We start from the raw sequence: 22,065 nt of genomic DNA on the forward strand, positions 1-22,065 counted from the left end.
CATGAAATTAGCCATTGTTACGGCTTGCCCGAACGGCATGGTTACCAGTGTGCTGTGCGCGCGTCTGCTCGATGCGGCGGCGCAGCGTCAGGGCTGGAGCACCAGTGTTGAAGTGGTCGATGCGGCGCACCCGGAACGCGAGTTGTCGGCGGCGACCATTGCCGCGGCCGAGTGGGTTTTGCTGGTCGCCACAGGCGCGGTCGACATGACGCGTTTTGTCGGTAAACGTGTTTTCCAGATTGCCCCGGCGCAGGCGTTGCAGGATGTTGAAGCGGTGCTGCGTCGTGGTGCTGAAGAGGCTGAGGTTTACGTCGCCAGCGCGGCAGAACCGGTTGCCGATGCGCCGCGTGCGCCACGCATCGTCGCCATCACCGCATGCCCGACCGGTGTCGCCCACACCTTCATGGCCGCCGAAGCTTTGCAGCAAACTGCCAAGCGTCTGGGCTATGAATTGCAGGTCGAAACCCAAGGCTCGGTGGGCGCGAAAACCCCGTTGAGCGCAGCGGCGATTGCTGAGGCTGACGTGGTGTTGCTGGCGGCGGATATCGAAGTCGCCACCGAGCGTTTCGCTGGCAAGAAAATCTATCGCTGCGGCACTGGGATCGCCTTGAAGCAGTCCGAAGCCACGCTGAAAAAAGCCTTGGCCGAAGGTGCAGTGGAAAGCGCCGCGAGTGACGGCAAGGCACCGGCCAAGCAAGAGAAAACCGGCATCTACAAACACTTGCTGACCGGCGTGTCGTTTATGCTGCCGATGGTCGTGGCCGGCGGTTTGATGATTGCGCTTTCGTTCGTGTTCGGTATCACCGCGTTCAAGGAAGAGGGCACGCTGGCCGCTGCGCTGATGCAGATCGGCGGCGAAACTGCGTTCAAGTTGATGGTGCCATTGCTGGCCGGCTATATCGCCTATTCGATTGCTGACCGTCCGGGCCTGGCGCCGGGGATGATTGGCGGCTTGCTGGCGAGCACGTTGGGCGCCGGGTTTATCGGTGGCATCGTCGCGGGTTTTATCGCCGGTTATGCGGCGAAAGCGATCAGCCGTTATGTCGCCTTGCCGCAAAGTCTTGAAGCGCTGAAACCGATTCTGATCATCCCGTTGTTCGCCAGTCTGTTCACCGGTCTGGTGATGATCTACGTGGTCGGCAAACCGGTCGCCGGCATGCTTGGGGCGCTCACGCATTTCCTCGACAGCATGGGCACCACCAACGCGATTCTGCTCGGTGTATTGCTCGGCGGCATGATGTGCGTCGACCTCGGCGGGCCGATCAACAAAGCCGCGTACGCGTTCTCGGTGGGGCTGTTGGCGTCGCAGAGTTATGCGCCAATGGCCGCGACCATGGCCGCGGGCATGGTGCCGCCGATTGGTCTGGGCATCGCCACGTTCATTGCGCGGCGCAAGTTCGCCCAGACTGAACGCGAGGCGGGTAAAGCGGCGCTGGTACTGGGGCTGTGTTTTATCTCCGAGGGGGCGATTCCGTTTGCGGCGAAAGACCCGTTGCGGGTGATCCCAGCGAGCATTGCCGGCGGTGCGCTGACCGGTGCGTTGTCGATGTACTTCGGCTGCAAACTGATGGCGCCGCACGGTGGTTTGTTTGTGTTGGCAATTCCGAATGCGATCAATCATGCACTGTTGTATCTGCTGGCGATTGTCGCGGGGAGCCTATTGACCGCCGTTGTCTACGCGACGGTCAAACGCCCGGAAGCCGTCGAGCTGGCGCTGGAACCGGCGAAGGCCTGACAACGCAAACCCCCTGTAGGAGTGAGCCTGCTCGCGATAGCGGTCTGTCAGTGACATGAGTCTTGGCAGATATACCGATATCGCGAGCAGGCTCACTCCTACAATTGGTTCTGCGGTGTGTCTGGTGTCATTTCCGGGTCATGTGAGCGTGCTTAAGTTTTCCTTTTTTCAGGGAGAACACCATGAGCGATTTCAACCCCGGTCGCCGGCGTGTCATGCAAGTCGTCGGCGCCGGTCTGCTGATGCCAAGCCTGGCGCCGGCGGTGATTGCCTCGGTCAAGGATCGTCCGCAGTTGACCGATGGCGTGCAGTCCGGCGACCTGCAAGGCAACCGCGCAATGATCTGGAGCCGCAGCGATCGCCCGGCGCATATGGTGGTCGAGTGGGACACCCGCAGCCAGTTTCGTCACCCGCGCCGGGTGGTCTCGGCGCTGGCCGATGCCCGCAGCGACTTCACCGCCCGCGTTGAGCTCACCGGGCTGCCGGCCGATCAGGCAATTTTCTATCGCGTGTATTTCAAGGACGCCCGCACCGGCGTCGCCAGTGAACCGTGGCTCGGTCACCTGCGCAGCGCTCCGACGGCGCGGCGCAATATTCGTTTCGTCTGGAGCGGCGACACCGTCGGCCAGGGTTTCGGCATCAACCCGGACATCGGCGGCATGCGCATCTATGAAGCCATGCGTCTGCGCCTGCCGGACTTCTTTATCCACAGCGGCGACACGATCTACGCCGACGGCCCGGTGCCCGCGCAGCTCACCACGGAAAACGGTCGCATCTGGCGCAACCTCACCACCGAAGCCAAGAGCAAAGTCGCGCAAACCCTTGACGACTATCGCGGCAACTACCGCTATAACCTGATGGACGAAAACATCCGCCGCTTCAACGCCGAAGTGCCGCAGATCTGGCAGTGGGACGACCATGAAGTGGTCAACAACTGGTCACCGGGCAAGCAGCTCGACGAGCGCTATCAGGAGAAAGATATCCACACCCTGGTCGGGCGCGCACGCAAGGCCTGGCTGGAATATTCACCGATGCGTTTGCAAGCTGCCGACGGTGGTGGGCGGATTTATCGCAAGCTCAGTTATGGGCCGATGCTCGATGTGTTCGTGCTCGACATGCGCAGTTATCGTGGCGCCAATGACGACAACCTCGGCGCGGCGAAACCGTTTCTGGGGCGTGAGCAACTGGACTGGCTCAAACGTGGCTTGAGGAAATCCAAAGCTCAGTGGAAGGTCATCGCCGCTGACATGCCGATTGGTCTTGGCGTGCCGGATGGCGAGGTCAGTCCGGGTGTGGCGCGTTGGGAGGCAGTGGCTAACGGTGATCCGGGACCGGCGCAGGGGCGCGAGGTGGAAATCGCCGAGTTGCTTGGCTTCCTGCGTGCACAGCAGGTGCGCAATTTTGTTTTTCTGACGGCGGACGTGCATTACTGCGCGGCGCATCACTATCACCCGGATCGCGCGGCGTTTCAGGATTTCGAACCGTTCTGGGAGTTTGTCGCGGGGCCGCTGAATGCCGGGAGCTTTGGGCCTAATCCGCTGGATAAAACCTTTGGCCCGGAAGTGGTGTTCGAGAAGGCACCGCCTGCGCAGAACACTTCGCCGTTTGCCGGGTTTCAGTTTTTTGGCGAGGTGAATATTGAAGGGGGGAGTGGGGAGATGAGCGTGGTGTTGCGGGATTTGAATGGGGTGGCGGTTTTTGAGAAAAAGTTGCAGCCCGCTTGAAGATCAAAAGCTAACCCTCACCCCAGCCCTCTCCCGGAGGGAGAGGGGGCAGACCGAGTTGTCTTGCGTCATACATCGACCTGAAAGACCGGGTCGATTAGGAGATCAGCACAAAGCCTTTCTCGATTATGGATTCGGTAAAGCAGTCGCAGGTCGGCGTACATCTCAAGCATCCCCCAATCAGTCCCCTCTCCCTCTGGGAGAGGGCTAGGGTGAGGGGCTTTTAATAGACATCACGCCGATATCGACCCTGCTCAATCAACCGCTCGACTTCGGCGCTGCCGAGAATGTCGTTAAGCACCTGATCAACCCCCGAAGCCATTCCCTGCAAGCTGCCGCAGATATAAATCACCGCCCCCTCCGCCAGCCATTTCTTCAGCTCATCAGCCGACTCACGCAAACGATCCTGCACATAAACCTTCTCCGCCTGATCCCGCGAAAACGCCAGATCCAGCCGCGCCAGATTGCCATTGATCAACCACTCTTCCAGCTCCGCGCGGCAGAGGAAATCGTGTTGACGATTGCGCTCGCCAAACAACAACCATTGGCGCTGTTGGCCATCGGCGATCCTCGCCTTGAGCAAACTGCGCAGCCCGGCCAGACCGGTGCCGTTGCCCAGCAGAATCATCGGCAGCGGTTCGTTCGGCAGATGGAAACCACTGTTACGCCGCACCCGCAAACTGATGCTGCCGCCCACCGGCGCATGCTCGGTCAGCCAGCCAGAGCCGATGCCCAGGCTGCCATCCGAGTGCTGTTCCTGACGCACGATCAACTCCAGCACGCCGTCGGCGGCAATCGAGGCGATCGAGTATTCGCGCATGGCCAGCGGCACCATCGCATCGACCAGTGATTGCGCGTGCAGGCCGACCAGATGGGCGCGATGCTCGGGCAATTGGCGCGACGCCAGCGCCACTTCCAGCGGCTCATCGAGGCCGTTGATTTTCACTGTGGTCTCGCCACGAATGCCGAGGCCATCGAGGAAGTGTTCGATGGCCCACGGGCAGTTGCGCGGCAGCACCTCGACCAGGTCGCCGGCCAGCCAACTGCTGGTGTTCGGTGCGCTCAAGCCCAACAGATAAACCGGTGCACCGCTGCTGTCCGGGTTCATCAGTTCGCGGCGGATCAGGGTCCAGTTGTCGTAGCTCGGCGCCTGCCAGGTATCGACCGGTGCTTGCCCGGTGAGCAGGCCGAGTTGGGTTTGCCAGTGACGCAGGGCGTACGGATCACCGCTATCGACTTCCACCGGCGCGAACAATGTCTTGCCGCCGTGCTCAGCCAACCAATGGTGCAGGCGTTTGGCGAAACCGCAGAAGTGCTGATACTGACGATCACCGAGGCCGAGCACCGAGTAATTCAGACTGTCGAGTGTTGCTGCCTTGCTCAACACCTTGCGCTCGAATCCGCGTGCGCTGTCCGGTGCTTCGCCATCGCCAAACGTGCTCACCACAAACAGTGCGTTGTTCGATTCACGCAAATCCTGCTCGCTGACATTCGCCAGTGGCTGCACCTTCACCGGCAATCCGGCGGCCTGCAATTGCCCGGCGGTCTGCCACGCCAGTTGCTCGGCAAACCCGCTCTGGCTGGCGAAACCGATCAGCCACGCCGAAGCATCGCCGGCCGGTTGAGCGAGGCCTTTGCGCGCATCCTTGATCTGCTTTTTCTTGCGCCGACGATCGAGGTACAGCAGCCATCCGGTGATGAAAAACAGCGGCATGCACACCGCTGCGAGCGTGATGATGATCCGCCCGACCAGGCCGAAGTAACTACCGACGTGCAGCGCATAAATGCTGGTCAGCAGTTGCGCCTTGAAGCTCTTGTCGGCGTAGCGGTCAACGCGTTTGACCACACCGGTGGCCGGGTCGAGAGTGATCTGGTTCAGCGCGCGATCATGCGGCGAGCTGTCGAGCAGGTAGAACACGGTCGCCGGTTGGCCTGCGACGGCCGGCATGCGGATGTTGTACGCGGCCAGTCCCGGGCCGGCAGCGCTGTAGATGCTGCTCCACATTGCCGCGTAGTCGGCGGTTGGCGCCGGGCCCTCTGGCGCTGGACCGCGACCGCCGCGCACGCGCTCGTTTTGCGGCGCGTCGGAGAGCAATTTGGTCAGGCCTTTGTTGTACCACTCATACGACCAGGACAATCCGGTCAACGCCAGCAGCAGATAGACCAGTAGGCACCAAGTGCCGGCCACCGAATGCAGATCCCAATTAAAGGCACGACCCTTTTTCTTCCAGTCGAGGGTCAGCCAAACACGCCAGCTGTTCCACTGCCGCGGCCAGCGCAGGTACAACCCTGAAAGGCAGAAGAACAGCAGAATCAGCGTGCAGGCGCCGGTGATGTTGCGGCCGGTATCGCCCATGGCGAGGAAGCGGTGCAGTTGCAGCATCAGGCCGAAGAAATCCTGGCCGACGGCATCGCCCATGAACTCAGCGGTGTACGGATCGAAGTAACGCATCTCGCCGCGCCGTTCACCTTTGGGCGGCGTGAAGAACACTTTCGCGGCGTTGCCGCTGTCGGTTTCGACCCAGAGCATCGAGACTTTTTTGCCGGATGTGGATTCGATACGCTCGACCAGTTCGACGGGCGGCAAGACACCGGCGACTTGCTTTTCCACTTGCAGAACGGAGGGATTCAGCGCCCGCAGGATTTCGTCCTGAAACGAATAGGCCGCACCGGTGATGCCCATCAGGGCCAGCACCAGGCCTGCGGTGATGCCAAAAAACCAGTGCAACTGGAACAGGGTTTTCTTCAACACGTCACTCGCCGTCCGTTCGAAAATTGTCTTCACGGCGCGCATTATGCCGTGGGTTATCGAGAAGCGTTCTTTCTTACGCACAAAAGCCCCGTTCAACTGAATGAACGGGGCCTGACTTCCGACTTTCCCCTGTGGGAGCGAGCCTGCTCGCGAAAGCGGTATGTCAGTCAACATTGATGGTGCTGAAAGATTGCCTTCGCGAGCAGGCTCGCTCCCACATTGATTACATCGGTCAGAAGTGGAAGTTAGTGCTCAACAGTGCCGTACGGCCAGCCGCCTGATTGGCGAAGTGGGTCGAGAAGGCTTTGTCGTAATAGGTTTCGTTGGTCAGGTTCTGCACGTTGAGTTGCAGGTCGACGTTCTTGGTCAGCTTGTAAGCCGCCATCGCGTCGTAGCGAACATATGAGTCAACCATGGTGGTGTTGGCCACGCTGCCGTACACGTCGTCGACGTAGAACGCACCGCCACCGATGGTCAGCTTCGGCGTGACCTGATAAGTGGTCCACAGGCTGGCGCTGTTTTTCGGCGTGTTAGGTAGCTCGTTGCCATCGTTGGCCCGGCCCAGTGGACCGCCATCGACTTGTTCGCTGTCCATGAACGCGTAACCGGCGAACACTTGCCACTTGTCGGTGATCTTGCCGCTGGCCGACAGCTCGACACCTTGCACACGGGTCTTGCCGGCGTTTTCGTACGAGGTGGTGTCGACTTGCACACGAGCGTTTTCTTTCTCGGTGCGGAAGATGTCAGCAGTCAGCGACAGGCGATCGTTGAGCAGATCCCACTTGGTACCGATTTCGTAGTTCTTGGTGGTTTCCGGCTCCATGTCGCTGCTCAGCAGGTTGCCGCTGCGATCCGGGGTGCCGCCCAACGGATTGCCTTCCTGACCTTCGCCCAAGGTGTTGCCCGGCGGCGTGGCCGAGGTGGCGTAGGAGGCGTAGATGCTGCCGTTTTCCGCCGGCTTGTAGACGACGCCGAACTGACCGGTGACGAACTCGCTGGTGTCGTCACCCTTGGACGTGGTGGTGCCGGCAGCGTTGTAGGTCTTGTAGTCAGTGTCGAAGTGGTCGTAACGCAGCCCCATGTTCACCAGCCACTGCTCGTTCAGCTCCAGGGTGTCGAACACATACAGCGCGTAGGTGTTGGCTTGGGTGTCGGTGCCGGCGTAGTTGCGCGAAATGGCGCCGTTCCACGGATCGTTTGCGTTTGGATTCGACAGCGAGGTGCAGTTGTAGCCACTCGAAGCGCCGACCATCGACGGGGTGCAGTTAGTGCTGGAGTTGCCCGGTGTGCGCGGCGTGGTGTCGGTGTTGACGTTATACGAGGACTTCTGGCTTTCCTCACGGGTGTATTCAATGCCGGTGGAGAAGCTGTTCTTGAAGCCGGCGACGTAGAAGTTACCGAACAGGTCAGTCTGGTTGGTGGTGGTCTCGGTATTGCTCACCCGCGTATTCGCCCGACGCCAGACCGTGCCGTTGTTGACGTTGCCCTTGCTGTCGTCCGGCTGGGTCAGGATGTAATCCTGCATGCTGGTGCCGTGGCGCAGGGTGTTCTTGATCGTCAGCGAGTCGCTCAGGTCGTGCTCGATGGCGAAGGTCGCGGTGTCAGTGCGGCCCTTGCGGAAGTCGCGATCCAGACCGTAGAAATTGCTGTGGTCACCGCCGGCGTAAGGCTTGTCCGGATTGGACTTGGTGCGTGCAGCGGAGCCGCCGGCCGGAATGGTGTACGGAACGCCCGAATCCGGGGTGTCGTTGCTTTCGAGATGGTAGTAGTCGAGGTTGACGCGGGTGTCGGTGCCCAGGCCAAACGCCAAGGACGGTGCGATACCCCAGCGGTCGTAATCGACTTTGTCGCGACCGGCGACGTTGCTCTCGTGGCTCATCAGGTTCAGACGGCCGGCGGCGGTGTCGCTGAACTGGTAGTTGCCATCGAGGGTGTAGCGCTGGGTCTGGTCGGAGCCGTAGGTGAAGCCGCCGTCGAACGAGTTGCCCAAGTGCGCTTTCTTGCTCACCAGGTTGATGCTGCCGCCTGCCGCGCCGCGACCGCCAATGGCGGAGTTCGGGCCCTTGCTGACTTCAATGTTTTCCACGGCGAAGATCTCGCGGCTCTGCGAACCGGTGTCGCGCACGCCATCGAGGTAGGTGTCGCCCTGGGCGTCGAAGCCACGGATGAACGGACGGTCGCCCTGTGGGTTACCACCTTCACCGGCGCCGAAGGTGATGCCCGGCACGGTGCGCAGCGCGTCCTGCATGTTCAGCGCGCCGGTATCTTTCAGAACTTGTTGCGGAATAACGGTGACCGAGCGCGGCGTGTCGACCAGCGGCGCGGTGTACTTGGGCGAGGAGGCTTTTTCGACCTGGTAGGACGTCGAGTCCTGCGCTTCGCCGGTGATGGCGGTGGCGTCCAGGGCGATGGCATTGCCGGTGGCTTTGCTGTCGGTTTTTTCCGCGGCGAAGACCATCTGGCCAGCGGAGCCGGCGGTGATTGCCACACCGATTGCAGAGGCGAGCAGACGTGGTGAACTGACCGGTAATTGTGCGTGCTGACGTGCCATTTTTATTCCCCTCCCCAAGGATTTGAGGCGGCGGAATATAGGGTAAACAGGTATTCGTATCAATTGCGAAACATTGTTATTCGCACTGAATTTACATTCTTTACAATTTAACCTTACGGTTTTTGCCAGTTCATTCGTCTCTCGGGTTTTACACGGCCAATAAGAATCAATACCATTGCCGCCTCTTTGCCATCAGGTGACAACCCCATGCTGCTGCACATTCCCGGATTGTTCGCGAAAGACGAAGTGCAGCGCATTCGCCAGGCGTTGGAGCAGGCCGATTGGGCCGATGGCAAGATCACCGCTGGCTTCCAGTCGGCCAAAGCGAAGCACAATCTGCAACTGCTCGAAGGCCATCCGCTGGCGAAGGAAATCGGCGCGGCGATGCTTGAACGGCTGTGGAAAAACCCATTGTTCATGTCCGCCGCGCTGCCGCACAAAGTCTTCCCGCCGTTAGTGAACTGTTACACGGCCGGTGGCAGTTTCGATTTCCACATCGACAACGCCGTGCGCCAACCCAAGGGCAGCATCGAACGGGTGCGCACCGATCTGTCGGCCACGCTGTTCTTCAGCGAGCCTGCGGATTACGACGGCGGCGAGCTGGAAATCCAAGACACCTACGGCACGCAACGGGTGAAGTTGCCGGCCGGCGACATGGTCTTGTACCCCGGCACCAGCCTGCACAAGGTCAACGCGGTCACTCGCGGGGCGCGCTATGCGTCGTTTTTCTGGACTCAGAGTCTGGTGCGTGAAGACAGTCAGCGCGCGTTGCTGTTCGAGATGGATGGTGCGATTCAGCAACTGACTCAAGACATGCCTGATCATCCTTCGCTGATCCGCCTCACCGGTACGTATCACAACCTGCTGCGGCGCTGGGTCGAGGTATGAGTTTCCTACTGCGCCGCGAGGAAGTCCTCAGCGGCGAGCAGCTCAGCGCCATGCTTGTAGAAAGCCCGGCACGCGCGGCGCAGGCGATTCTGCTGGCGGCGGGCGAGGGTGAAGTTGAAGCGCAGGCGTTGCTTGGGCAAATCCTGCTGGATGGCCAGGGAATAGCGCAGGATCAAGCGCTGGCGCTGCGCTGGTTCGGCATCGCCGCCGGGCGCGGGCACCTGATGGCGCGCAACATGCTCGGGCGTTGTCATGAGCATGGTTGGGGCATTGCGGTGGATGCGTCGGTTGCTGCGCAGCATTACCGGATCGCCGCGGAGGCCGGACTGGATTGGGCGATGTACAACCTCGCAAATCTGCTCGCGACAGGGCGGGGCGTCGCGATGGATCATTCGCAGGCGTTGGCGCTGTATCGGTGCGCTGCTGAGCGGGGACATGCGAAATCGATGAACCTGCTTGGGCGGTATCTGGAAGAAGGGCAGGCATGCCCGGTGGATGCGGCCGCGGCTCGCGACTGGTATCGGCGCTCGGCTGAGGGGGGTGATTTTCGCGGGCAGTTCAGTTTTGCAGCGGTGCTCGCGGATGAGGGGCGTGTCGAAGAGGCGCTCGACTGGCTGCGCAAGGCGTTGGTCGGGGGGAATTCCAACTTTCTCCGGGTCGCCAGTGAATCATTGAAGAACGCTCGCCACGCGCAGATCCGTGCACTGGCAGACGAATACTTATTACGTCTGAATGAATGGGTTAGCGAGTAAGGGTTTATTTGGGTTTTTAGTTGTTCGAAGGGCTTTTGGTTATTTAATTTGCCTTGAAGATATATGGCTTTGTTCTTTGTTGTCTTGATTTTTAATATATTGACGCTTGTTTGTTTTTGTTTTGGTGCTCTAAGGTTTGTTTCGGGTTGGTGATAAGGGATTTCCGCTTCGCAGCCTGTTTGACAAATTAATCATCAAACTAAGACAAGGAGTCTTTTATGCAATCCACAATTGACAGCAAGATTGTCGAGGCTGCCACCAAGGCGCCTCAAGCATTTGTTAATGCCTCTTTAGGCGAGGGTGAAGAATACAATCGGGATACCGGTATTCAGTTAACCAAAGAGCAGATCATTAGTTTAAGGAAGTATGAAGTTCTAGGGCTGTCTTTGCCCGTCAGATTGCAAGACGTCATTGCCTATTTGAATTACGGTGCCGGTGATACCGGTGGCGTAGGCCTCAAACCGGCAGATTTTCTGCGCACCTTTACCACGACGTATGATCACGCCAAACGCTGGTCGCCGTTACGCGAGCAAGTCATGCTCACCGGAACCGACCTGAAGATTTTCGCCGGCAGCATCATCCGCACAGGTAAAGGCATCGTCGAGATCTATGAGGATCTGAAAGCTTCGAGGTATCTGGAAGAGCACGATATCAACACGCCGGAACAATATCTGGAACTCAAGCGACAGATCCCCAATCTTCCTGATCTTGCATTGCCGGCAGGGGATGTTCCGGAGATCAAGGCCTACCTTAACGACATGCTCGGCAAGGTCAGGCAGTGCCATGAAAAAGCCGAACGGGTGCGGGCGCAGCTGGACAGCTTTGGCATTGATATGCGCGAAAAAGTATTGCCGGAGATCAAGCTGCGCCTGGAGTTTGTGTCGCGAAATACTTACCAGGCGGACATTCAGGTCCTCCAGGGTGAGATTGACCAGCGCTCGAAAGAGATCGATGAACTCAACAAGCAGTATGACCAACTGGTTCAGGAAGCAATCAAATCTGCAGCGACCTTGAACATTGGTGGCTTGATTCTGGGTATCTATCAGGGCGTGAAAGCTGAAAAGATCCGCAAGGAGCGAAATGTACTTAAAGAACAACAACAATCGGCTAACCAGAAAATGGCCAGTAAGAGCCAGACCCTGAGTTCGTTGAACAAAGTACGCGACGACTTGCAAAATCTGAGTTACGTAACCATCGAAGCTGAAGTCGCCACGCAAAACCTGATGTTGGTGTGGAATGCGCTGAGTACTTATGTCACTGCATCTGTCAAAGAAGCTGATCTTCTCTTGGAGGTAACTTCCCTGCGACGATTCAAAAACCAGATTCTGGCTATTACTGATCCATGGGAACAGATCAAATCGAGTTCTGATCAACTGCTGGGCGTTTTCGCTGCAGCGGATAAAGAGTATGGAAACAGCTTTTCGGTATTCAGGAGCAAGACAGTAATGCTATCGCCGTATAATATTAAAACCTACCCCGATTTAGATGTTGCTGCTCTTCGAGAGCATGCTCTTGCGGTTCAGGAGCGTAATGTTACAGCGCAAATGTTGTTTGAACAGTTCAATTATTTGCCGGGCACCGTGCGGACCATGAAAGAACTGGCCGATGCCATCCAGAAAACCGGCTTTGATATCCGTAATCAATCCCAGAGCGATGTTATCGCTATGGAGCGCGCACAGACCAAGCTGAAGGGCTTTCAGGCTGAACTTGCCTATCCAGAAGATGCAGATGAAGTCCGTGAGGATATGGAAACCGAGCTTAAAAGCCTCTACAAAAAAATCTGCGAACGCTTCGAAGATCTGAAAACTACCCGCAACGCTATGAGCACGGCCTATGACCGAGCCGCTTCGCAGGAATGGATTGCGACGCTGCAACAGGATCAGGACATCACGCATGCGCTGAAAGTAAAAGCTGAGGAGAAAGTGATCGCTCTGGAAGTAGAAATGAAATCGGTGGCCGAAGGCATCGACTTGATCGCCAAGGCAGGTATAGAGAAGATCGGCAAGGAAACGCAGTTATCCCTGGACAGTCTCAAAGCCTTGGGGATGGCGCCACCACAGGTTGCGGTCGCACTGCTGGCCGTCGACACGCTGAAAAAAATCATTGCCGGGATTGGTGAATCGATTTCCTTCCTGAACATGCTGGCGGGCTACAACAAACTCAGGGACAAGGCCGCTGACTTGCGAGCGCAGGTCAAAAAATACGCGAACGAGATCGCCCAGACCGAGGGGAAAATTCAACTGGTCGAGGTGCTTGATCAATTGGATGACAGGCGTTGGAGCTATGTGAATGAGTTTTCCAATCTGGTCGCGGGTTTTGAATCGTTTTGCCGAGATTTCAAGCAGGACAGGGTTCAGCCGGTAGAAGACCGTGCAACCGACGCGATTGCCCGGATTACCGACGTCGTCAAGTATCTGAAAGCGGTTCAACTGTAAGGAGTTGGGGCGGTGGGCTGTGCGCCCATCGCCTCTTGAGTAGCGATGAATACACTTGCCTATGAGTTTTCTGCCGGGCAGCGGCGCGTACTGGATCGCTACACGGCGTTTCTCGGGTCTCTTGTGCCGACGTTTAACAATATTGCCGTGGTATTTGAGCGCTGCCGGGTCAGCGGTCATGTACCTGCCGTGTTGGCCAGCGACTCGCGCTTGAACAACGCCCGCTTCAATGAGCGTTATCTGCAAGAGTTCTGGGAATGGACTGATGAGGCCCGGGACTTGTGCAAGGTTTACGTTTCGGATCTCACCGTATTTACCCACGAAACCCGGGACATCAGCCAAAGTACCTCGAGGAGCGAGCGGCTCGATCAAGTGGATTTCAAGTTGTACAGCCTGTCCGGATCGCCAACGTGGAAGTTGTCTCCAGCCACTGACGTGCGGGGCCTGATTCACGAGTTGACGCTGCGCTTTTATTCGCTCAGGGCGGTGATCCAACAACTGAAATACCCCATCGCAGAGGTGCATGATGAGTCGTTCGGATTGCACTCCGTGTTTGTCAGGGCAATGGACCATCGCATCTGCCAATGCCATGCCGAGCCGACAATTGTCCCGGAACTGTTCCGCGATACCCGCACAGTACCGGTTTGGGACATCACGTATTCCTCTTTGAATGCAGTCGTTCGCGCCGCAGAGTACAAGGCTGATGTTGCCCGGTTGTTTCACGGATTGGCTTCCGTGAGTGCGCAAATCAGCGTGTTTATCGGGGAGACCGTTTTACGCATAGACACTGCGATCAATGAGTTGTTGAAAGCCCAGCGCGTGTCGACACTCAGAGAGTTGAATTTCCAATTAGCGGGTATAAAGGAAGTGGCCGACGAGTTCATGGCGATGGTCGATCACCTTGAGACATGGTTGCGCAAATAAAAAAGGCCCATGCATGGGCCTTTTCATCAGGGCATTGATTACACGTAGAACGATTTCAACGGCGGGAAGCCATTGAACTCAACCGCGCTGTAACTGGTGGTATACGCACCGGTCGACAGCCAGTACAGACGATCACCGATCGCCAGGTTCAGCGGCAGGCCGTACTTGTAGTTCTCGTACATGATGTCGGCGCTATCGCAAGTCGGGCCAGCGATGACGACTTCTTCCATCTCGCCTTTCTTCTCGGTCCAGATCGGGAACTTGATCGCTTCGTCCATGGTTTCGATCAGGCCGGAGAACTTGCCCACATCGGTATATACCCAACGCTCGACGGCAGTGCGCGACTTGCGTGCAACCAGCACCACTTCGCTGACCAGAATACCGGCGTTGGCGATCAGCGAACGGCCCGGCTCGAGAATGATTTCCGGCAAGTCATCACCGAAGTCTTCTTTGAGGAAGCGGATGATTTCTTCGGCGTAGGTTTCCAGGCTGTTGGTGCGGGTGATGTAGTTGGCCGGGAAGCCACCGCCCATGTTGATCAGCTTGAGGTGGATGCCGTCTTCTTCTTTCAAACGCTCGAAGATCACTTTGACCTTGGCGATCGCCGCATCCCAAACGCTGATGTCGCGCTGTTGCGAACCGACGTGGAAGGAGATCCCGTAAGGCACCAGGCCGAGGTCGCGAGCGAGGATCAGCAAGTCCATGGCCATGTCGGTCTGGCAGCCGAATTTGCGCGACAGTGGCCAGTCAGCCGTGGTCGAGCCTTCGGTGAGGATGCGCACATAGACTTTCGAGCCCGGTGCAGCCTTGGCGATGTTGCGCAGGTCGGCTTCGGAGTCGGTGGAGAACAGACGCACGCCCTTCTCGTAGAAGTAGCGGATGTCCTTGGATTTCTTGATCGTGTTGCCGTAGCTGATACGGTCGGCGCTGACGCCGCGATCCATAACTTTGTCCAGTTCGTAGATCGAGGCGATGTCGAAGCTCGAACCTTTCTCTTTGAGCAGGTCGATGATCTCGACAGCCGGGTTGGCCTTGACCGCGTAGTAGACCTTGGCGAATTCGAAACCGGCGCGCAGGTCATCGTAGGCCTGGGCGATCATCGCGGTGTCGATCACCACGAACGGGGTTTCCTGTTTGTCGGCGAACGCCTTCATTTTGTCGAATGTAGCGCGCGCGAAATAGTCTTCGACCTGGATCGACATGCTGGGAACTCCTACTGGCAAACTAAGTTAATCAATGGGTGCAAATGAACGCCCTCCGTATCCCCACTTTGGTTCGCCTACTTCCCAAGGCATGTCGCCGAAAGCAAAAAGGCCATGGGAGGTGCAGCTTTCCCTTGGCCTTGCTGTCTCGTCGTCAGTACTTGAGCCGGATGGATCGTTTCCAGCATGGACGTTCGGCGCGAACTTTAGGGCGTGAGGGGCGTGAGATCAACTAAAAATGTCGCGTTTTTGCACGCTTCTGACGTGCGTCGCGTTCATCACTCTTTGTAGCCGACCGAGATGACGGGCAGATGTTCCCCGAGAATTTTCCAGTGTTAAAAATACCTGCACGTTCGCGGATTATGTCGGCGAAATCGTGGGTAAGTGTGAAGGCGGCAATATCGGCGACGTTGGCGGCGAAAGGAGGGGGTGAGGGGGATTTTGGTTGTTTGGAAGGCTGTCCAGGGCATGCTGTCTGGTTCTCAGGTGTTGAGATTCTTTTCCGCCTTGTGAAGGACTTGGTAACACCCCCGGTCCTGTAGGAGTGAGCCTGCTCGCGATGACTTTTTTTCAGCCGACATCTTCATTGACTGATATTGCGCTATCGCGAGCAGGCTCACTCCTACAGGGATTTGTGTTTCCTATCCGAAAATCAGGCGACCACTGCTTCAGCCGGCGAGACGATACTGGTCTTCATCCCGCGCGAACGCCCCGAACTCAGATAAGCCGCAATCGACTCCTGCGTCACCTCACCGAGGAACACCCGCTCGGCATCCATCACCGGCAACCACGAACGGTTGAACTCGTACATGCGCGACAGCAGGATGCGCAAATGCTCGTCGTACGCCGCTGTGGCGTTGAACTCACGCAGGAACTGCGCGCAAGTGCCGGTCTGACGGTGCAGATCACGACGGCGCACATAGCCCAGCGCCTTGTTCTCGGCACAGGTGACCACCACGTAGCGACGGTCATGCTCGTCCATCAATTCCAGCGCATCAGCCACCGGCGTTTCCGGGCTCACCGACGGTGCGTTGTCCGCGGCATCTTCGGCTTTCACCAACAACAGACGTTTGAGCGTGCTGTCCTGGCCGACGAAGTTGCTGACAAAGTCGTCTGCCGGGTGCGCGAGCAGCGTGTCCGGATGATCGATCTGCAGCAGTTTACCAGCGCGGAAAATCGCGATCTTGTCGCCGAGTTTGATCGCTTCGTCGATGTCGTGGCTGACCATGATCACGGTCTTGTTCAGCGCGCGTTGCATTTCGAAGAATTCGTTCTGGATCATCTCGCGGTTGATCGGGTCGACCGCACCGAACGGTTCGTCCATCAACAGCAGCGGCGCATCCGCCGCCAGTGCGCGGATCACGCCGATGCGCTGTTGCTGGCCGCCGGACAATTCACGCGGATAACGATGCAGATACTGCTTGGGCTCGAGCTTGATCATGCTCATCAACTCGCGGGCGCGGTCGTGGCATTTCTGTTTGTCCCAGCCGAGCAGTTTCGGCACGACGACGATGTTCTCTTCGATGGTCATGTTCGGGAACAGACCGATCTGCTGGATCACATAACCGATGTTGCGCCGCAGCGTTACTTCGTCGAGATCGGTGGTGTCTTCGCCGTTGATGAGGATCTTGCCCGAGGTCGGTTTGATCAGGCGATTGATCATCTTCAGCGTGGTGCTTTTGCCGCAACCCGATGGCCCGAGGAACACACAGATTTCGCCTTCATTGACGGTCAGGCTTACCGAGTCCACGGCTTTGACATCTTTGCCGTTGCTTTGGAAAGTTTTGCTGAGGTTTTGAAGTTCGATCATTTGAGCAGTCCTTTTGGAGTCAACGAGCGTTGCAGCCATTGGAGAAACAGGTCAGCGAAAATGGCCAGAAGACTGACCAGCAGTGCGCCGACGATGAGCATCGACATGTCACTGCGGCTGATGGACGCGAGGATCAATACACCGAGGCCGCCGGCGCCGATGGTCGCGGCGATGGTCATCACACCGATGTTCATCACCACGGCGGTGCGCACGCCGGCGAGGATCACTGGCACCGCAATCGGCAATTCGACCATGCGCAGACGCTGGCCGAAGGTCATGCCGATGCCGCGCGCGGCTTCACGGATACCCGGCTCTACACCCGTCAGGGCGAGGTAGGTGTTGCGCATGATCGGCAGCAATGAATAAAGGAACACGGCGGTGATTGCCGGCATCGGCCCGAGGCCTTGGCCGAACTTCGAGTAGAACGGCAGCAGCAGACCGAACAGGGCAATCGACGGCACGGTCAGCAGCACCGTGGCGCTGGCTTGCAAGGGGCCAGCGAGGGTCGGAAAGCGTGTCATCAGAATGCCCAGCGGCACGCCAACGACAATCGCCAGGGTCACGGCGATGCCGACGAGGGTGATGTGCTGCCAGGTCAGGTGCATTACCTGCTGCCAGTCGAGATGGGAAAAGGCGTTCAGGAATTCCATGACTTCTCCTCTCTTAATTCAGCGGATGTTGGCGCAGGAAATCGGCGGCAACTTTCGATGGGCTTTCGTGATCGACGTCGACCCGCGCGTTGAGCTGGCGCATGGTTTCGTCATCGAACAGTTCGGCCAGCGGCTTGAGCTGTTCGGCCAGTTGCGGGTGCTTATCGAGATAAGCCTGACGCACCACCGGTGCGGCGGTGTAGTCGGGGAAGTAGTGCTTGTCGTCTTCCAGCAGTTTCAGGCCGAAAGCGTTGAGGCGACCGTCGGTGGTGTAAACCAGACCGGCAAACACCTGGCCGTTGCGCAGTGCGGTGTAAACCAGGCCCGCGTCCATCTGGCGGATGTTCTTGCGGGTCAGGTTCATGCCGTACAGATCGACCATGCCGATCAGGCCGTCGGAGCGGTTGGCGAACTCGGTATCCAGCGCCACCAGGTGATTGGTCTTGGCCTCGGCGCGCAGCACTTCGTTCAACTGGCTGATGTTGTTGATCTGCGGATATTCCTCGGCGACCTTTTCAGGGAGGGCGAGGGCGTAGGTGTTGCTGAATTTCGACGGGGTCAGCCAGACCAGGCCTTTGTTCGCGTCGAGTTCTTTTACCCGGGCGTAGGACTGGGCGCTGTCGAGTTTTTCAGTGACATGGTTGTAGGCCACCAGCGACACGCCGGTGTATTCCCAGAGCATGTCCAGCTGCCCGCTTTCGTGAGCGCTGCGGGCAAGGTTGCTGCCGAGACCACCGGTAATCTGTGCGTCGTAGCCTTTGCTGCGCAGGTATTGCGCGGTGATTTCGGCGAGCAGGGTCTGCTCGGTGAAGACCCGGGCGCCGAGGCGGATCAGCGGTTTTTCAGCGGCTTGCGCTACTCCTGCGAACAGCAGGATGCAGCCCAGAATCAAACTAAATCGTTTCATAGGTATTCCTTCGCAAAAGCCTTAAGACGGGCGCAAACCGCGTTCCAGCCAGAGGCGGCTGGCGAGGGTGACGACGCCATCGAGCAGCAAGGCCAGCAGCGCGGTGCACGCGGCGCCGAGCAACAGTTGCGGCTGATTGTTCAGGGCGATGCCAGGGAAGATCAGGCTGCCGAGGCTGTTGGCACCGATCAAGAAGGCCAGCGGCGCGGTGCCGACGTTGATTGCCAAAGCCACGCGCACACCACCGACGATGATCGGCACGGCGTTGGGCAATTCGACTTTCCATAGCACTTGGCGCGGGGTCATGCCGATGCCGACGGCCGCTTCTTTCAGCGAGCCCTGCACGTTTTTCAGGCCTTCGTAGGTGTTGCGCACAATCGGCAACAGGGAGGCGAGGAACAAAGCGAAGATCGCCGGGCCACTGCCGATGCCGAGGACGCCCAGGGCAATCGCGAGCACGGCCAGCGGTGGCACGGTGTTACCGATATTGAAGATCTGCATGAAGCGTTCGGCGCGGCCGACCATGGTCGGGCGACTGAGAAAGATACCGGCGGGGATGCCCACGACAAGGGCGGCCAGCATTGAAGCGAGGACGAGAATCAGATGAGCTTGCAGGTAAAACAACAAATCGTCGCGGTAGTGTTCGATCGTGTTGATGCCGATCCAGTGGACCAGCAGGGCCAGGAGCGCGATCACCACCGCACCTCCCATCAGCCCTTTGCCATAGCGGATAGCCACAGGCGGACTCCTTTTTTTGTAGTCGGCGAGCGAAGTCCCGTGTGGCAAGCCAAGCCTTGGCTGCCGGGAGCGTCGTTCGCGAAAAGTAGCCGTTTTTCAGCGCCGCAAAAGGGGGCTGAAAGCGAGCCATGAGCGCAGCCTCGTCAGGCTAACTTGCTGATTTTTCAGCCCCTGACGAAAATTCGTAACAGGGGATGGACGTCTCCGTGCTTTAAAAGGTTCCCATCTGCGGCAGCATTTGGCCACCCTTAATGTGCTCAACGGTTCGGTTATTGCATCGAGTTGGGCTATAATCGCGGCCCTTTTTTGAATCACCGCCAGGCGATTTCCCATGACCAACCAGGCCGCCGAAGTCGCGAAACGCCGCACTTTCGCCATTATTTCCCACCCCGATGCCGGTAAAACCACGATCACCGAAAAGCTCCTGTTGATGGGCAAGGCGATTGCAGTGGCCGGTACGGTGAAATCCCGTAAATCCGATCGCCATGCGACATCCGACTGGATGGAGATGGAGAAACAGCGGGGCATTTCCATTACCACGTCGGTCATGCAGTTCCCGTATCGCGAACACATGATCAACCTGCTCGACACCCCGGGCCACGAAGACTTCTCCGAAGATACTTACCGCACCCTGACGGCGGTGGACTCGGCATTGATGGTTCTCGACGGCGGTAAAGGTGTCGAGCCACGGACCATTGCGCTGATGGACGTCTGCCGTCTGCGTGATACGCCGATCGTCAGCTTCATCAACAAACTCGACCGTGACATCCGCGACCCGATCGAACTGCTCGACGAAATCGAAGCTGTTCTGAAGATCAAGGCCGCGCCGATCACCTGGCCGATTGGTTGTTACCGTGACTTCAAGGGCGTGTATCACCTGGCCGACGACTACATCATTGTCTACACCGCCGGTCACGGTCACGAACGCACCGAAACCAAGATCATCGAGAAACTCGACTCCGACGAAGCCCGCGCGCATTTGGGCGACGAGTACGAGCGTTTCATCGAACAGCTGGAACTGGTGCAGGGCGCCTGCCACGAATTCAACCAGCAGGAATTCCTCGACGGTCAGTTGACTCCGGTGTTCTTCGGTACTGCTTTGGGCAACTTCGGTGTTGACCACGTATTGGACGCCGTCGTTGATTGGGCGCCGCGTCCATTGGCCCGTGTCGCCAACGAGCGTACCGTCGAGCCGGTGGAAGAGAAGTTCTCGGGCTTCATCTTCAAGATCCAGGCGAACATGGACCCGAAACACCGCGACCGCATCGCCTTCATGCGCATTTGCTCCGGCAAGTACGAGAAAGGCATGAAGATGCGCCACGTGCGCACCGGCAAGGACGTGCGCATCGGCGACGCCTTGACGTTCTTCTCCTCCGAGCGTGAGCAGCTTGAAGAAGCCTTTGCCGGCGACATCATCGGTCTGCACAACCACGGCACCATCCAGATCGGCGACACCTTCAGTGAAGGTGAAACCCTGGGCTTTACCGGTATCCCGCACTTCGCCCCGGAGCTGTTCCGTCGTGTGCGTCTGCGTGATCCGCTGAAGTCCAAGCAGTTGCGTCAGGGTCTGCAGCAGTTGGCCGAAGAGGGTGCAACGCAGGTGTTTTTCCCGGAGCGCAGCAACGACATCATTCTGGGCGCCGTCGGTGTGCTGCAGTTTGATGTGGTCGCCAGCCGTTTGAAGGAGGAATACAAGGTTGAGTGCTCGTATGAGCCGATCACTGTGTATTCCGCGCGCTGGATTGAGTGCAGCGACAAGAAGAAGCTTGAGGAATTCTCTAACAAGGCTGTGGAGAACCTGGCGGTCGATGGCGGGGGGCACCTGACTTACCTGGCGCCGACGCGGGTTAACCTTGCGTTGATGGAAGAGCGTTGGCCGGATGTGAAATTCCGTGCGACGCGTGAGCATCATTAAGTTCTGAATTGGTTGGTCCGAAGCCCTCTAGGTGCATGCCTAGGGGGCTTTTTTTCGCCCTGGTATTGGCGGCCTCTGGGCCGACCATGCTATTGGGTTTTTGGGTGTATATCCGTTGCTGCGGGTGTTGCTGATTAGGGTTCCGCCCTTACGGCGGGTCACCTTTTCCAAACGCCGAAAAGGTAACCCAAAAGGCTTGCTCCTGCGTGCGGCCCGCTCGCTGGGGCTCGGGGTTCCTTCGCTGCGGGATCGATCCGGGCGCAGCGCCTACGGTTTGCTTCGCTGCACCTCCTCTCGCTGTGTTTGGCTGCGCCAAACGGTCGCTGCGCTCCCACGCCCGGATCAATCCCTCCACTCAGCCTTCCGACGTCGCCCGTGGATCAAGATCAAGAGCAGGCGAGCTGACACTCGGCCTATTGAGTGGTGAGGAGCACAGCGTGGTCGGCTTTGGATTTGTGGTGTTGCTTCCCCTCACCCCAGCCCTCTCCCGGAGGGAGAGGGGGCCGATTTGTGTGTTTTTCAAAGCCTCAGTTCGACGCGGTATCGCACGTCGGCGTATCTCCCCCAAATACCTCGATCAGTCCCCTCTCCCTCCGGGAGAGGGCTAGGGTGAGGGGCTTTTGATCTGTTTCAGAATCTGAGTTCGACTCGGTATTTCACGTCGGCGTAGCTCGCCCAAACACCTCGGTCAGTCCCCTCTCCCTCCGGGAGAGGGCTAGGGTGAGGGGCTTTTGATCTGTTTCAGAATCTGAGTTCGACTCGGTATTTCACGTCGGCGTAGCTCGCCCAAACACCTCGGTCAGTCCCCTCTCCCTCCGGGAGAGGGTTAGGGTGGGGCTTTTGATCTGTTTCAGAATCTGAGTTCGACTCGGTATTTCAAGTCGGCGTAGCTCTGCCAAACACCTCGGTCAGTCCCCTCTCCCTCCGGGAGAGGGCTAGGGTGAGGGGCTTTTGATCTGTTTCAGAATCTGAGTTCAACTCGGTATTTCACGTCGGCGTAACTCTCCCAAACACCTCGGTCAGTCCCCTCTACCTCTGGGAGAGGGTTAGGGTGAGGGGCTGTTGATCTTCGGCACGATTTT

General features: G+C 58.2%; 14 protein-coding genes. 7 read left to right on the top strand and 7 right to left on the bottom strand.

Annotated elements, in window-relative coordinates; genetic code table 11:
- Nucleotide 1 precedes the first annotated feature (1 nt).
- Nucleotides 2-1,735, top strand: a complete 1,734-nt coding sequence (locus VY732_RS04050; protein WP_331694389.1) for a PTS fructose-like transporter subunit IIB — start codon at nt 2-4, stop codon at nt 1,733-1,735.
- A gap of 182 nt (nt 1,736-1,917) precedes the next feature.
- Nucleotides 1,918-3,459: an alkaline phosphatase D family protein gene (locus VY732_RS04055; protein WP_331694390.1), complete on the top strand. Its 1,542-nt coding sequence runs from the start codon at nt 1,918-1,920 to the stop codon at nt 3,457-3,459.
- Between the two features lie 223 nt (nt 3,460-3,682).
- Here VY732_RS04055 and VY732_RS04060 read toward each other — a convergent pair whose 3' ends face one another.
- Together VY732_RS04060 and VY732_RS04065 are read right to left on the bottom strand one after the other, a co-directional pair.
- Nucleotides 3,683-6,211 (bottom strand): sulfite reductase flavoprotein subunit alpha, encoded by a 2,529-nt coding sequence (locus tag VY732_RS04060; protein ID WP_331695840.1) that lies wholly within the window; start codon nt 6,209-6,211, stop codon nt 3,683-3,685.
- A gap of 232 nt (nt 6,212-6,443) precedes the next feature.
- The gene (locus VY732_RS04065) at nt 6,444-8,762 is read right to left on the bottom strand and encodes a TonB-dependent receptor (RefSeq protein WP_137219092.1); all 2,319 of its coding nucleotides are present in this window, start codon (nt 8,760-8,762) and stop codon (nt 6,444-6,446) included.
- Nucleotides 8,763-8,969: 207 nt separating this feature from the next.
- Here VY732_RS04065 and VY732_RS04070 point away from each other — a divergent pair, with 207 nt between their 5' ends.
- From VY732_RS04070 to VY732_RS04085, 4 genes are all read left to right on the top strand, one after another.
- Nucleotides 8,970-9,650 carry a Fe2+-dependent dioxygenase gene (locus tag VY732_RS04070; protein WP_331694392.1) on the top strand — a complete coding sequence of 227 codons (681 nt, stop codon included), beginning with the start codon at nt 8,970-8,972 and terminating at the stop codon, nt 9,648-9,650.
- Nucleotides 9,647-10,402, top strand: a complete 756-nt coding sequence (locus tag VY732_RS04075) for a tetratricopeptide repeat protein (RefSeq protein ID WP_331694393.1) — start codon at nt 9,647-9,649, stop codon at nt 10,400-10,402. The genes VY732_RS04070 and VY732_RS04075 overlap by 4 nt, the downstream gene beginning before the upstream one ends.
- Nucleotides 10,403-10,620: 218 nt before the next feature.
- Complete coding sequence (locus tag VY732_RS04080) at nt 10,621-12,837, top strand: alpha-xenorhabdolysin family binary toxin subunit A (RefSeq protein ID WP_331694395.1); 2,217 nt, start codon at nt 10,621-10,623, stop codon at nt 12,835-12,837.
- Between the two features lie 45 nt (nt 12,838-12,882).
- Nucleotides 12,883-13,761 carry a hypothetical protein gene (locus VY732_RS04085; RefSeq protein WP_331694396.1) on the top strand — a complete coding sequence of 293 codons (879 nt, stop codon included), beginning with the start codon at nt 12,883-12,885 and terminating at the stop codon, nt 13,759-13,761.
- A 38-nt stretch (nt 13,762-13,799) separates the two neighbouring features.
- Here the strand turns inward: VY732_RS04085 and VY732_RS04090 are convergent, their stop codons facing one another.
- The 5 genes from VY732_RS04090 to VY732_RS04110 all read right to left on the bottom strand — a co-directional run bounded on the left by VY732_RS04090 (nt 13,800) and on the right by VY732_RS04110 (nt 19,041).
- Complete coding sequence (locus VY732_RS04090) at nt 13,800-14,963, bottom strand: type III PLP-dependent enzyme (protein WP_034154440.1); 1,164 nt, start codon at nt 14,961-14,963, stop codon at nt 13,800-13,802.
- Nucleotides 14,964-15,615: 652 nt separating this feature from the next.
- Nucleotides 15,616-16,773, bottom strand: a complete 1,158-nt coding sequence (locus VY732_RS04095; protein ID WP_034154441.1) for an osmoprotectant ABC transporter ATP-binding protein OsmV — start codon at nt 16,771-16,773, stop codon at nt 15,616-15,618.
- The gene (locus tag VY732_RS04100) at nt 16,770-17,423 is read right to left on the bottom strand and encodes an ABC transporter permease (RefSeq protein WP_007915307.1); all 654 of its coding nucleotides are present in this window, start codon (nt 17,421-17,423) and stop codon (nt 16,770-16,772) included. Before VY732_RS04100 ends, VY732_RS04095 begins: the two co-directional genes overlap by 4 nt.
- Nucleotides 17,424-17,436: 13 nt before the next feature.
- Entirely contained in the window at nt 17,437-18,330 is an 894-nt protein-coding gene (locus VY732_RS04105) for a glycine betaine ABC transporter substrate-binding protein (RefSeq protein WP_331694398.1), read from the bottom strand.
- A gap of 21 nt (nt 18,331-18,351) precedes the next feature.
- Nucleotides 18,352-19,041: an ABC transporter permease gene (locus VY732_RS04110; RefSeq protein ID WP_169844036.1), complete on the bottom strand. Its 690-nt coding sequence runs from the start codon at nt 19,039-19,041 to the stop codon at nt 18,352-18,354.
- Between the two features lie 358 nt (nt 19,042-19,399).
- Between VY732_RS04110 and VY732_RS04115 the strand changes: the two genes are divergently transcribed.
- Nucleotides 19,400-20,983, top strand: a complete 1,584-nt coding sequence (locus tag VY732_RS04115) for a peptide chain release factor 3 (protein WP_007915312.1) — start codon at nt 19,400-19,402, stop codon at nt 20,981-20,983.
- Nucleotides 20,984-22,065: the final 1,082 nt, after the last annotated feature.

Origin of the sequence: Pseudomonas sp. ZY71 (genome assembly GCF_036542145.1) — a bacterium.
GTDB lineage: Bacteria > Pseudomonadota > Gammaproteobacteria > Pseudomonadales > Pseudomonadaceae > Aquipseudomonas > Aquipseudomonas koreensis_A.